Below are 11,582 nucleotides of genomic sequence, written 5' to 3' on the forward strand. Positions count from 1 at the left end.
TCTACCCTGCAAATCGGTTCAGATGAGAAAACAGATCAGTTGTGAACGAAAGAATCGTCGACAGCATCCAAGGACCGAAAAAGATCAGTCCAAGCATCACTGCCACGATTTTCGGAATGAACGCAAGCGTCTGTTCCTGGATTTGAGTTGTCGCTTGAAAGATACTGACGAGCAAACCGACAATCAGCGCGATCGCAAGCAGCGGCCCGCTGATCATTAGTGTTACATATACGGCTTTTTCCGCCATGGAAATTACAAATTCTGAACTCACAATTAGCACCTACCCTAAAAGCTGTCAAGCAAAGATTTCACGATTAAATACCATCCATCGACCAAAACGAAAAGCAATATTTTAAAGGGCAGAGAGATCATAACCGGCGGTAGCATCATCATTCCCATTGACATTAAGACGCTCGCCACGACCATATCGATAATTAAAAACGGAATAAAAATCATAAAGCCCATTTGAAAAGCGGTTTTGAGTTCTGATATCGCATAAGCGGGCACCATCGTCGTCAAAGGAATATCCTGAATCGATTCAGGTTTTTTCATTTTGGCATAGTTCATAAACAGCGCCAGATCCTTCTGCCTTGTATGCTTGCTCATATACTCTTTAATCGGCTTCTCGGCTTTTGTATATGCTTCATCGAGACTGATTTTATTGTCCATCAGCGGCGTTAAGGCTTCCTTATTAATCTCTGAAAAAGTCGGCGCCATAATAAAAAACGTCAAAAACAGCGCAAGGCCGATTAAAACCTGGTTGGGAGGCATGTTCTGCGTCGCCAGTGAGGTTCTTACAAAAGACAGGACGATGACGATTCTCGTAAAGCAGGTCATCAAAATCAGAATCCCCGGCGCTACTGAAAAGACAGTCAAAAGCAGCAGTAATTTAACAGTGGAGCTGACTTCGGTCGGACTGCTTGAATTAAAAAGATTAATAAATTCATTCATGATGATAAGGGCCTTTCTTCTTTCCTTCAGAACGGCTTTGTTTCAGCTCGTTCAGCTGTTCTTTCAGCGCTTTTGAAAACGACGGAAGCATCGTTTGCGGCTTTTTTTCTCCATCCTTACGCGGATTTACGAGCTTGGTCCATTCCACTTTTGAAGACATCGACTCTTCGTATTGGCTCAGAATCGCCTCGCGCTCTTTTTCATCTTCAATTTCTTTTAAAAGCTGTATCGTTTCGCCCACACCGACTACGAGAACGCTGTTTCCCACTTTAATCAGCTGCACGGAACGGTTTTGGCCGACTGACGTTCCGCCGATATTTTCTACATATTGAAACGGCTTCAGCAGACGGTTTCTTCTATTCATCAGTTTGACAAATCCATAGATCAGCAGAATGACGAATAATAACGCCCCAATCATCTTTACAAAATCAAAAGCGGAGACAGAAGATGCAGAAGCATCCCCTATCTCTTGATCAGCCGTTTGTTTCGATGTATCGCTTTTTTTCTCTGTTTTGTTTGTTGATTGTTTGTCAAACCATTCGTTGACGGTGGAATTGTCAGACTCCGCCGCAAAAGCAGGGAACGGATGTACATTGAGTAAAACGAAACAACAAATCAAAGCTAGTAAACCATGACTCTTTTTCAACAGTCGTACACCCTTTAGCTTAATGTTTTATTAATAGCTTCAAGCACGCGGTCCGCTTGGAACGGTTTCACGATAAAGTCTTTTGCGCCAGCTTGAATCGCGTCAATAACCATTGACTGCTGGCCCATAGCCGAACACATGATGATTTTCGCCTGCGGATCGATTTGTTTAATTTCCTTTAAAGCTGTAATCCCGTCCATTTCAGGCATTGTAATATCCATTGTCACAAGGTCGGGGGAATGCTCTTTGAATTTTTCGACTGCCTGCGCTCCGTCTGAAGCTTCAGCTACAACGTCAAAACCGTTCTTCACTAAAATATCTTTGATCATCATTCTCATAAATGCTGCATCGTCTACAATTAAAATTCTGTGTGCCATAATCTGTTTCTCTCCTCTATGTTCGCTTATTTTAAATTGTTAAGGCGGTCTGCCTGACTTAAAATATCAGTGACTCTCACGCCGAAGTTTTCTTCTATGACAACGACCTCGCCCTTTGCCACGATCCGCTGGTTGACCAGAATGTCAACAGGTTCACCAGCCAGCTTGTCAAGCTCAATAATGCTTCCCGCAGAAAGTTCAAGGATTTCTTTGACGCTTCTCTTCGTTCTGCCGAGCTCAACCGTAACGGAAAGCGGAATATCCATCAGCATATCAAGGTTATTCCTTGATCCTTGCGCCGCTTCGTTATGATCAAATGCCTGGAATTCTACCGGAGCGACTTGAACAGGAGCAGCTTTTTTTGCGGTTCCCTGTCTCTTCGGAAGCTCGGGTTTTGCCTGCGGCTCCGGCTGCATGGCAGGTTCCGGCTGCGGCGTTTCGTATGTTTCCTGTGGTTCTGATACGGTTTCTGCGGCCTCTGACTCATGCTGGTCTGCAGTCATCAGGTCTGCGATCAGATCTTTCGCAAACGTAATCGGATAAAGCTGCATGATGCTCGAATCGATTAATTCGCCGACTTTCAGACGGAATGACACTTTTACGAGCAGGTCATCCTCAGGTATTCTGTCGGTCCCTTTTTCTTCCGTCACATCCAGAAGTTCAACCCTTGGCGGAGAAATGTCAATCTTTTTACTGAACACGGTCGACATTGACGTAGCAGCCGAGCCCATCATTTGATTCATTGCTTCCTGCACGGCGCTCAGGTGGATTTCACCGAGTGACGGATCGGCGCCCCGGCCGTCCCCGCCGATCATCAAATCCGCGATGATAGCCGCGTCGCTTTGTTCGACGACGAGCAAATTGCTGCCGTCAAAGCCTTCTGTGTAGTTCACTTCAATGGCCACATACGGATGAGGAAATTCATCACTGATTTTGCTTTTTGAAATGACGGTCACACTCGGCGTCGTAATGTCCACTTTTTGATTTAAAAGAGTGGACAGCGCCGTAGCCGAGCTGCCGAACGAAATATTCCCGATTTCTCCGATGGCATCGCGCTCAAGTTCAGACAAGTTCGCCCCTTGAGGCTGTTCTGTATCCTCTGATTGACTGTTTGTGCCGTTAAGAAGAGCATCGATTTCATCTTGAGATAATCTATTGTTCATCTTGTTCACCTCTTATGTCGTGATCTAAAATTTGCACTGCCTGTCTTCGATTCACCCGGCCGGCCTGCCCTAAAAACTTCGGTTTGTTTCCGACCAATACAGTAAGAGGATCAGTCACTGATTTGTCCAGAGTTATACAGTCCCCGACTTCCAAACTTAAAAATTCTTCTATTGTCAGTTCAGAAGCGCCCAAGAGAGCCACAACGGGAATTTGAGCCGTCATGATGCGCTTTTCAAGCAACTTCGTTTCTTCGGGCTTCGCTTCATTCCGGTCTGATTGCATCCAATAATGTACGGAAAGCTTAGGGATAATCGGCTCAAGTACGACATGGGGAATACAAAGATTAATGACACCGCTGATTTCACCTATCTGCGTATTGAGAGAAATGACAACGACTGTTTCATTTGGGGAAACCATCTGTACAAACTGAGGATTCACTTCAAATTCAGTCATTTCAGGGTCAATATCAGCAATCGATTGCCACGCTTCTTTGTAGTTGCCCAGTGCATTTTCAAATAAGTTAGAAATAATATTCGTTTCAATTTCCGTAAGGCTGTCAGCTTTGTTATGAGTGATGCCGATGCCTCCCATGACGCGGTCAAGCATTGCGTATGCGATGGTGGGATTAACCTCCATCATGATTCTGCCTTCCATCGGATGAACATCGAATAAATTTAAAATCGTCATGTTCGGTATGGAACGGATAAATTCTTCATACGGCACCTGGTCAACTGAGCTGACGGATATATGAATATACGTTCTGAGCTTGGCGGAAAAGTGTGTTGTGAGAAGCCTCGCAAAGTTATCATGTATCCGGGTTAAACTGCGTATCTGATCTTTCGAGAATCTGAGAGCCCGTTTAAAATCATATACCTTTACTTTTTTCTCTTTAACTTCCTTTTTCAGCTCTTCCGCATCCGCCTCACCCGTGGAAATGGCGGAAAGCAGTGCGTCTATTTCATTTTGGGAGAGAACTTCTCCTGACATTTTCTTCACCTCCGTATTCTGTCAAATTTGTTTTTATTGCAGATTAAAGGAGGTAATGTACACTTTCTGAACTTTTCCTTCCTGGAGATAGCTGTTTACTTTCTCTTTTAATGATTGTTTAAACGCTTCTCTTCCTTTATCTCCCTCAATCTCTCCGGCGCTTGTGCCGGCTAAAATGGAAATGATGTTGTCTTTCACCTGAAAATCGCGTTTTTCAAGTTCTTCCTTCGCTTTAGCCGAGTCGGTTTCAAGCTTGATGCCGATACGGATGATGCTGTCAGACTTTAAGTTTGTCGTAATATCGTCGACAGACACAGTGGCTGCAACGACTTCGTCAATTGTCGGCTTTTTGTCTTTGCCGGAATGTCCGCTGACGACAAAATATGCTGCCGTTCCGAGGCCGGCGATGACAATTAAAATAATCAGCAAAATGATGACTAATTTTTTCTTCATTCTTCTTCCTCTATTCCCTGATCCAGTGAAAATATTTGTATGCTATGGTAAAACGATATGACTTTTTTGAGAACTGCTTCTTCCGGTTCTTTCACTACGAACTTTTTGCCGTTGGACAGTGTAATCGTCGTGTCGGGGAAGCACTCAATCTGTTCGATAAACAGCGCGTTCAGCGTAAAAGGCTGGCCGTTTAAACGGGTGACTTGAATCATGCAATCCGGAGAAGCGGCCTAACCGCCTCTCCTCCCTCCTTACCGTTTCAGATTAACCAGCTCCTGAAGGATTTCATCTGAAGTCGTAATGATTTTTGAGTTTGATTGGAAACCGCGCTGAGCAACGATCATTTCGGTAAATTCATCTGTCAGATCTACATTTGACATTTCAAGATAGCCTGCCAAAAGCTTACCCGTTCCGTTTTCGCCCGGAGTGGTGACTGCGCTTGCAGCTCCTGAACTTAATGATTCTCTGTAAAGGTTTCCTCCGATTTTTTCCAGACCGGCGCTGTTAGGGAACGTGACCAGACCGATTTGTCCGGCATCATGAACCTCATCCCCTGCATCAGTGTATGTAACGGTTCCGTCTGCACCGATGCTGTAATCTTTCGCATCAGTCGGAATATTGATTTTGCCGCCGCCGATTTTTTCAAGATAGTATCCGTCAGTCGTAACAAGGTTCCCTTGATTGTCCTTTCCGAAATTCCCCGCACGTGTGTAAACAATTCCCGCACCTGTATTAATCTGAAAGTAGCCGTCTCCGTCAATGGCTAGGTCGGTTTTATTCTGTGTAGCCTGCGGGGCGCCGGTTGAATGAACGACATCAATGGAAGAAGTCGCGGCACCTAAGCCGATTTGTTTTGAATTGGTCACGTTTGAACCGCCGGCGACTGTCTGGCTGATCATATCTTTAAATGTAACGCGGCTTTTCTTAAATCCCACTGTGTTGACGTTGGCGATGTTATTGCCGATTACATCTAGTTTTGTCTGAAAGTTTTTCATGCCGCTGATACCGGAATATAATGAACGTAACATGTTAAATTCCCCCTGAGTTTCTTATTATTTAGATGTTTCGCTGACGGCCGTGACATTCCACGGACTGACCTCTTTGCCATTTTCAAGCACGAGCACGTAATTGCCGTTTGAATGCTTGACTGAATTGACTGGGCTTGTCTGATCCTTCCCGTCGCTGTCGCTGAATGTGACATTTTTGCCGATCCAGTTCACATACATCGTAAACGGATCTTGATTTTCTACAAATTTAGTCATCGTCGTATTCATATTCATCATTTGCTCCAATGAAGAAAATGTCGCCATCTGGCTGATAAATTCTTTGTCATCAACCGGATTGAGCGGGTCCTGGTTTTGAACCTGCGTCATTAAGATCTTCAGAAATTCGTCTTTCCCTAAATTCGTGCTGCTGTTTACTGCGGAGGTGCTCTTCGCGCTTGAAGTGGTTGAAGCGCCCGCCGCGGCATAATCTGAGTTTACTGATGTCAACTATTCTTCCTCCATTTCATTGAGAGAAAGCTCCTCCAGCATATCTCCGAAATCGCCTGACTGCTGCTGGTTCTTCTGCTCTCTCTGTCCCTGATGCTGCTGTTTATTGTGATCGGCCGTCTGCCCGTAAACAGGCTGCTGATCCCCGCTTTGAAGCGGGACTGTAAAACGGTCGACCTGGACCGACATATTCGGAAGCGACTGTTTCAGCTGAGGAAGATGCTGTTCCAGCAGCTCTTTCGCGGACTGGCTGGATGCGATTATTTTGCTTTGAAACATCCCGTTTTCGTTTGTCACCTTAATTGTGACAAATCCGAGGTTCTCGGGATTAAGACGAATCGTAAAGCTTCCGGTTGTTTTCCCGAAAGGCGTGTATTTCATCTGTTTCCAGCCGCTGATGACCTGATCCGTTAACGGTTTATTTTCTGCCGGCTGCTGTTCAGCTCCTGCGGACGTTTGCTGAATGCCGGCAAGGCTTCTCGTTCCCGAAAACAGTATATGTGCAGACAATTTGCTGTCAGGCGCCTTTGCGTGAGAAACCGTGCCGCCGTTTTGCTGTTCTGTTTTTCCGGCTGACTCTTGGGATGATTCAGATGATTGAGATAACACAAAAGCTTTCAGCTCAGTTTCAGCCATATCCCATTCCTTTGTTCCCTTTTGAGAAAGGCCCGCAAGCTGCTCCGCGACGCTTTGAAAGCTCTTCAGCTCAGCGGCTGTCATGGAGTAAAGTTTAGATGCAGATTCGTTTTTCGGAAAAAATGTCTGCCGCAGGTCTTGAATCACGCGGTCTGGGACACCTTGTTTTTTCAATGCCTCTAATAAACGGGCGCCTTCCTGGTAAACCGCCTTTGCCTGCGCGCTGTCCGGCAGTTCCTGCTGAGATGTGAAGAGCTGGGATACGGCTTCTTGAATGAAAAGCAGACCCTTCTCAAGCGCATCCTTGACGGAATCCCCGTCTTTTGCGAAAGAATCCGGCTCATCCGTTTCAGGCTTCGCCCCATGCTTTTTCCCCGCTAACATGTCTTCAACAGATTCGGCAAGCTGTTTCAATAAAGGAAGAGCTGTTTCAGCCGTCTGCTTTCCTTCAAGAGCTTTTACCGCCTCAAGCAGCTGTTTTAGCTGCAATTCTTTATCTTCCGGGCCGGCTTTCAGCCAATCACCGATTTTCGATAGGGCATCATTCAGCTCTGCGTCACTTGTTTTTGTTTCATCTCCGGGCTGCCGGGGAGAAGTGATTTCCGACAGGAGCCAGTTCTGAAATAGACCTAAGCTGTTTACATTCATCTTCACATTGCTGTTTTGCACAGTCTGCGTACGATTACCCGTTAATTCAAGCAGCTTCAACTTACATCACTCCTTATTTCCGTCAGCGGATAGTTTTTCTGTATATTTAGCCGCTTGTTCAGGAGTCATTTTCGTCAAGATTTCAGCAAGCTGCTTTTTACTTAATCCGTTTAAAATATCGAGGGCTTCTTTTTCTTTCAGCTTTACGATAATGCTTGCCGCTTTACCGCTGTCCATACTTTTATAGATGTTGATCATTTTATCTTTTCCGGCTGAATCCGCAGCGTCTTTTTTCGTTTCATCCGTCTTCGTTTTCTGCTGCTGTTCAGCTTCCTGTTTCAGTGAACGGATTTTCTGATTCAGATTATCGATTTCGGACTTGCTTGTGTCTAAATCTTTATTCAAAATGTTAATTTCACTTTTTTGTTCCTTTATGGTCTTTTCAAGAGAAGCCGTTCTGTCTTCCTTCTGCTTTTCCGCCGCGCTTTTCATTTCTTTCGTTTCGGGAACCAATTCTTTTAAAACAGGCGTTTTAGCGGCTGTTTCCTGAATCGGCTTCATCACATCAACGCCGGCAGCCCAAAGGATGATGCTTGCGACGATGATCAGAAAAATCAGCGGGATCATGATAAAAAGCAGGATTGAACCGAACTTTCCAGATCTCTTTTCTTTATCGGCCATTTCATTCGCTCCTAATGCCCCTGAATCATAAACTGCTTGATTGAAATGTCGTCCATTTCCCTCATCTCTGCAGCTTTGTCTTCAAGTGCGAACATATTAAATTGTTTTTCCCGCATTTTTTCAAATTTCTTTACTTCAATGTTTTTTTCGGTGAGCTGTTCCTGCTTCTCATTCATTTCATTTCGTTTCATGATGACAAGCTTTTGATAATGATAGATGGTGTTCTCAAGATTGGAAACGAATTGCTGATAATGTCTCATTTCCTGAACGCTCATCCCGCATTTCAGCTTTGATTCTTTGTCTTTTTCGAGCAATTCTTTTTTGCTCATATTTTCATATAGTTTTTCAGCCACTGTCTCAAATTCAGAAACCGATTGTCTGTATTCAGTCAATGTTTGGTCTTTTTCATTTTCTTTTAATTCCAGCAGCTTTTGAAATCTGAATTGGTATGCCACGATGTTTATTCCTCTTTTCCTGTCAGACTCGTCAATGCCGCAATGCTGTCTTCCAATTGAGCAGGTTCTTCCGTTCCTTGTTTTAAAAATTGAATAAGCTGCGGATAAAACTGAATCGCTTCATCAATTTCTCTAGATGACCCTCTTTTGTAAGCTCCGATATTAATGAGATCTTCAGAGTTTTGATAAGTTGACAGAAGATCGCGGAATTTGTTGGCCGCCTCTATATGCGCTGTGTCTGAAATATTAGACATGACCCTGCTGATGCTTTTCAGGATGTTCACGGCCGGGAACTGCCCTTTGTTGGCAAGCGCCCGATCGAGAACGATATGCCCGTCTAATATTCCGCGCACCGTATCGGCAATCGGTTCGTTCATGTCATCTCCGTCTACGAGAACCGTATAAAAAGCGGTTATCGTTCCTTGTTCATTCGCGCCCGTTCTTTCCAGCAAACGGGGCAAAATAGCGAACACAGAAGGTGTATATCCTTTTGTTGTCGGCGGTTCTCCCGCTGCCAGGCCGATTTCCCGCTGAGCCATCGCGACCCTCGTGACGGAGTCCATCATGAACATCACATTCCGGCCTTTATCGCGGAAGTACTCCGCAATGGCGGTGGCCGTATACGCCGCTTTCAAACGCATTAAGGCAGGCTGATCAGAGGTCGCGACTACGACTATCGAGCGTTTCAGGCCTTCTTCGCCTAAATCCTTCTCGATGAATTCACGCACCTCGCGCCCCCGTTCACCGACGAGTGCGATAATGTTTAAATCAGCTTCAGTCTGCTTCGCGATCATTCCCATCAGGGTGCTTTTTCCGACTCCGCTTCCGGCAAAAATCCCGATTCTCTGCCCTTTTCCTACCGTCAGCAGACTGTCAATCGATCTGACGCCGACACCCATCTTTTCCCGTATCGGCGGGCGTTTCATCGGGTTTGGCGGCGGCTGTTCCGTCGAAACGGGGGACAAACCTTTCGGAAGCGCCCGGCCGTCAAGAGGTTCGCCGAACGCGTCGACAACTTGTCCGATTAAACCCGCGCCTACTTTGATGCGGAGCGACTCGCCAGTGGCCTCCACAATGCTGCCCGGCGCGATGCTGGCCGCTTCCAGATAAGGCATTAGCAGAATGTTTTCATCCTGGAAGCCTACAACCTCAGCTTTAATCGCTTTTTTCGCATGGCCTTTCGGATAAATGAGACAAACATCTCCGATTGAGCTTTCGGGCCCTTTTGATTCAATCATCAGCCCGATGACCCGTTTAACCTTGCCGTAGCGTTTGTACGGATCCGCTGTTTCAATTGAGTCTATTAAATACTGTGTCTTCATTGCTCCGCTCCCGCCTCAAGCGCCGTTAAAAGCTTTTGCTTTAATTGCATCAGCTGGGTGTCTATGCCTGCATCAACACGTCCGAACGGAGTTTCTATCGAGCACGTTCCCTTCGCGGCTTTTTCATCGGCATATAAGCTTAATCTGCATTCTTTGTATAACAGCTGCTGAATTTCGTCCATATGCTGATGAACCGTCTCATAATATTCAGGGTCCACATAGATGGAGATGTCATCATAATCTTTTACTTCGGCTACTACCTGTTTGACCAGCAGAAGGAAAGCCTCTTTATCATCACTTTTTTGCCGCCATACTTTTTTAGCGAGCGCAACGGAAAGCTCAATAATCTCTTCCTCAGCGCTTTCCAGTTTTTCCTCGACTGACTGTCTCGCCATTTCCATAACGGCATTGGCCCGGCTGATGAGATTGGCGTATTCAGCTTGAGCCTCGGCTTTTCCCAATGCCATGCCTTCTTTATATCCTTCTGCCTTTGCTTCTTCTATCAATCTTTGTTTTTCTTCCGCCCAGCGGTTTTTCTCTTCTTCAATCTGCAGAAGAGTGTGCTCTAATTGATTTTTCGCTTCTTCAGACACCCTGTCGGCTTCGGCCTTGGCAAAGGCCATGAGAGCCTCCGGATTTTCGGGTTCCTCCCGGTCTGGATGGGAATGTGATTTCCTGACTTCCTGCAAGGAAAGCTTGCGCCGTTTTTGTTCAGGAGAAAATGGTGATTGCTGTTTAATGATATTAGACAATAATATCATCTCCTCCGCCTCGCGCGATTACAATTTCTCCGGCTTCTTCCAGCTTGCGGACGACGCCCACGATTCTTGATTGCGCCTCTTCTACATCACGCAAACGCACAGGCCCCATAATTTCCATTTCCTCTTTAAACGTTTCAACCATACGCTGTGACATATTGCTGAAGACGATCTCTTTGACTTCCTCGCTCGCAACCTTCAATGAAAGCAGGAGGTCGTCGTTTTCAACATCTCTGATCACGCGCTGAATCGCACGGTTATCAAGGGTGACAATATCTTCAAAGACAAACATCCGTTTTTTGATTTCATCCGCCAATTCAGGATCTTGGATTTCCAATGAATCAAGGATCGTTTTTTCCGTTCCTCTGTCTACGCCGTTTAACACTTCAACAACGGCTTCTATGCCGCCGGTCTGCGTATAATCCTGCGTAAAGGAGGAGGACAGCTTTTGTTCAAGGACCCGCTCCACTTCATTTATGATTTCAGGAGACGTTCTGTCCATAACCGCAATCCTTCTTGCCACCTCAGCCTGAACGTCCGGGTTCAGCTCAGACAAAATCTGTCCGGCCTGCACCGGGTCAAGGTAGGATAAAATCAGCGCCATCGTTTGCGGATGTTCCTGCTGAATGAAATTTAAAATCTGTTCGGGCTCCGCTTTTCTCGCGAAATCAAACGGCTTTACCTGCAAAGAAGAGGTGAGCCTGTTTAAAATGCTTACCGCTTTGTCTTCTCCGAGCGCTTTTTCAAGCACTTGGCGGGCGTAATTTAAACCGCCTTGTGAAATATAGTCCTGAGCGATTGCGATATTATGAAATTCTTCAATGATTTCATCTTTTCTTTGATGATCGACGCTTCTGACCCCCGAAATCTCGAGTGTCAATCTTTCAATTTCTTCTTCAGACAAATGCTTGTACACAGAAGCTGATACATCAAGGCCTAAGGAAATCATGAGGATGGCTGCTTTTTGTTTTCCTGTAAGCTTGTTCTGATCACGTTTCGCCATTTTCCACT

At 45.6% G+C, this 11,582-nt stretch carries 16 protein-coding genes; all 16 read right to left on the minus strand.

What is annotated here, in order from left to right:
- Window position 1: 1 nt before the first annotated feature.
- Genes fliQ through fliG form a run of 16 tightly spaced genes read right to left on the minus strand, consistent with a single transcriptional unit; the run spans window position 2 to window position 11,574 of the window.
- Window positions 2-271, minus strand: coding sequence for a flagellar biosynthesis protein FliQ (gene fliQ, locus BGM27_RS01265; RefSeq protein WP_003154234.1), 270 nt, complete (start codon window positions 269-271; stop codon window positions 2-4).
- Window positions 272-285: 14 nt separating this feature from the next.
- Window positions 286-951 (minus strand): flagellar type III secretion system pore protein FliP, encoded by a 666-nt coding sequence (gene fliP, locus BGM27_RS01270; RefSeq protein WP_007409786.1) that lies wholly within the window; start codon window positions 949-951, stop codon window positions 286-288.
- Complete coding sequence (gene fliZ / locus BGM27_RS01275) at window positions 944-1,597, minus strand: flagella biosynthesis regulatory protein FliZ (RefSeq protein ID WP_003154237.1); 654 nt, start codon at window positions 1,595-1,597, stop codon at window positions 944-946. Before fliZ ends, fliP begins: the two co-directional genes overlap by 8 nt.
- A gap of 14 nt (window positions 1,598-1,611) precedes the next feature.
- Entirely contained in the window at window positions 1,612-1,974 is a 363-nt protein-coding gene (cheY, locus tag BGM27_RS01280; RefSeq protein ID WP_003154238.1) for a chemotaxis protein CheY, read from the minus strand.
- Between the two features lie 26 nt (window positions 1,975-2,000).
- Window positions 2,001-3,137, minus strand: coding sequence for a flagellar motor switch phosphatase FliY (gene fliY, locus BGM27_RS01285; protein WP_007409785.1), 1,137 nt, complete (start codon window positions 3,135-3,137; stop codon window positions 2,001-2,003).
- A complete protein-coding gene (fliM, locus tag BGM27_RS01290; RefSeq protein ID WP_003154240.1) occupies window positions 3,127-4,125 on the minus strand; it encodes a flagellar motor switch protein FliM in 999 nt (332 codons plus the stop codon). The genes fliY and fliM overlap by 11 nt, the downstream gene beginning before the upstream one ends.
- A gap of 33 nt (window positions 4,126-4,158) precedes the next feature.
- On the minus strand, window positions 4,159-4,578 hold the full coding sequence (gene fliL, locus BGM27_RS01295; protein ID WP_007409784.1) for a flagellar basal body-associated protein FliL: 420 nt from the start codon (window positions 4,576-4,578) through the stop codon (window positions 4,159-4,161).
- Window positions 4,575-4,790, minus strand: coding sequence for a swarming motility protein SwrD (swrD, locus tag BGM27_RS01300; RefSeq protein ID WP_003154243.1), 216 nt, complete (start codon window positions 4,788-4,790; stop codon window positions 4,575-4,577). Before swrD ends, fliL begins: the two co-directional genes overlap by 4 nt.
- 39 nt (window positions 4,791-4,829) lie before the next feature.
- Window positions 4,830-5,606, minus strand: coding sequence for a flagellar basal body rod protein FlgG (gene flgG, locus BGM27_RS01305; protein ID WP_007409783.1), 777 nt, complete (start codon window positions 5,604-5,606; stop codon window positions 4,830-4,832).
- A gap of 24 nt (window positions 5,607-5,630) precedes the next feature.
- Window positions 5,631-6,071 carry a flagellar hook assembly protein FlgD gene (flgD, locus tag BGM27_RS01310; protein ID WP_007409782.1) on the minus strand — a complete coding sequence of 147 codons (441 nt, stop codon included), beginning with the start codon at window positions 6,069-6,071 and terminating at the stop codon, window positions 5,631-5,633.
- Window positions 6,072-7,415, minus strand: a complete 1,344-nt coding sequence (locus BGM27_RS01315; RefSeq protein WP_007409781.1) for a flagellar hook-length control protein FliK — start codon at window positions 7,413-7,415, stop codon at window positions 6,072-6,074.
- Between the two features lie 6 nt (window positions 7,416-7,421).
- Complete coding sequence (locus tag BGM27_RS01320; RefSeq protein WP_007409780.1) at window positions 7,422-8,036, minus strand: MotE family protein; 615 nt, start codon at window positions 8,034-8,036, stop codon at window positions 7,422-7,424.
- Window positions 8,037-8,047: 11 nt separating this feature from the next.
- The gene (gene fliJ, locus BGM27_RS01325; protein WP_003154253.1) at window positions 8,048-8,491 is read right to left on the minus strand and encodes a flagellar export protein FliJ; all 444 of its coding nucleotides are present in this window, start codon (window positions 8,489-8,491) and stop codon (window positions 8,048-8,050) included.
- Window positions 8,492-8,496: 5 nt separating this feature from the next.
- Window positions 8,497-9,813 carry a flagellar protein export ATPase FliI gene (gene fliI / locus BGM27_RS01330; RefSeq protein ID WP_003154254.1) on the minus strand — a complete coding sequence of 439 codons (1,317 nt, stop codon included), beginning with the start codon at window positions 9,811-9,813 and terminating at the stop codon, window positions 8,497-8,499.
- Complete coding sequence (gene fliH, locus BGM27_RS01335; protein WP_007409779.1) at window positions 9,810-10,565, minus strand: flagellar assembly protein FliH; 756 nt, start codon at window positions 10,563-10,565, stop codon at window positions 9,810-9,812. Before fliH ends, fliI begins: the two co-directional genes overlap by 4 nt.
- On the minus strand, window positions 10,558-11,574 hold the full coding sequence (gene fliG, locus BGM27_RS01340) for a flagellar motor switch protein FliG (RefSeq protein ID WP_003154256.1): 1,017 nt from the start codon (window positions 11,572-11,574) through the stop codon (window positions 10,558-10,560). Before fliG ends, fliH begins: the two co-directional genes overlap by 8 nt.
- Window positions 11,575-11,582: the final 8 nt, after the last annotated feature.

It is taken from the genome of Bacillus sp. FJAT-27001 (assembly GCF_019039175.1).
Classification (GTDB): Bacteria; Bacillota; Bacilli; order Bacillales; family Bacillaceae; genus Bacillus; species Bacillus velezensis.

Bases quoted from the DNA above. Each gene is read 5' to 3' on its own strand.
- cheY (WP_003154238.1), bottom strand. From the start codon at position 1,974: ATGGCACACAGAATTTTAATTGTAGACGATGCAGCATTTATGAGAATG.
- flgG (WP_007409783.1), bottom strand. From the start codon at position 5,606: ATGTTACGTTCATTATATTCCGGTATCAGCGGCATGAAAAACTTTCAG.
- swrD (WP_003154243.1), bottom strand. From the start codon at position 4,790: ATGATTCAAGTCACCCGTTTAAACGGCCAGCCTTTTACGCTGAACGCG.
- fliI (WP_003154254.1), bottom strand. From the start codon at position 9,813: ATGAAGACACAGTATTTAATAGACTCAATTGAAACAGCGGATCCGTAC.
- BGM27_RS01320 (WP_007409780.1), bottom strand. From the start codon at position 8,036: ATGGCCGATAAAGAAAAGAGATCTGGAAAGTTCGGTTCAATCCTGCTT.
- fliM (WP_003154240.1), bottom strand. From the start codon at position 4,125: ATGTCAGGAGAAGTTCTCTCCCAAAATGAAATAGACGCACTGCTTTCC.
- fliL (WP_007409784.1), bottom strand. From the start codon at position 4,578: ATGAAGAAAAAATTAGTCATCATTTTGCTGATTATTTTAATTGTCATC.
- fliY (WP_007409785.1), bottom strand. From the start codon at position 3,137: ATGAACAATAGATTATCTCAAGATGAAATCGATGCTCTTCTTAACGGC.
- fliG (WP_003154256.1), bottom strand. From the start codon at position 11,574: ATGGCGAAACGTGATCAGAACAAGCTTACAGGAAAACAAAAAGCAGCC.
- fliP (WP_007409786.1), bottom strand. From the start codon at position 951: ATGAATGAATTTATTAATCTTTTTAATTCAAGCAGTCCGACCGAAGTC.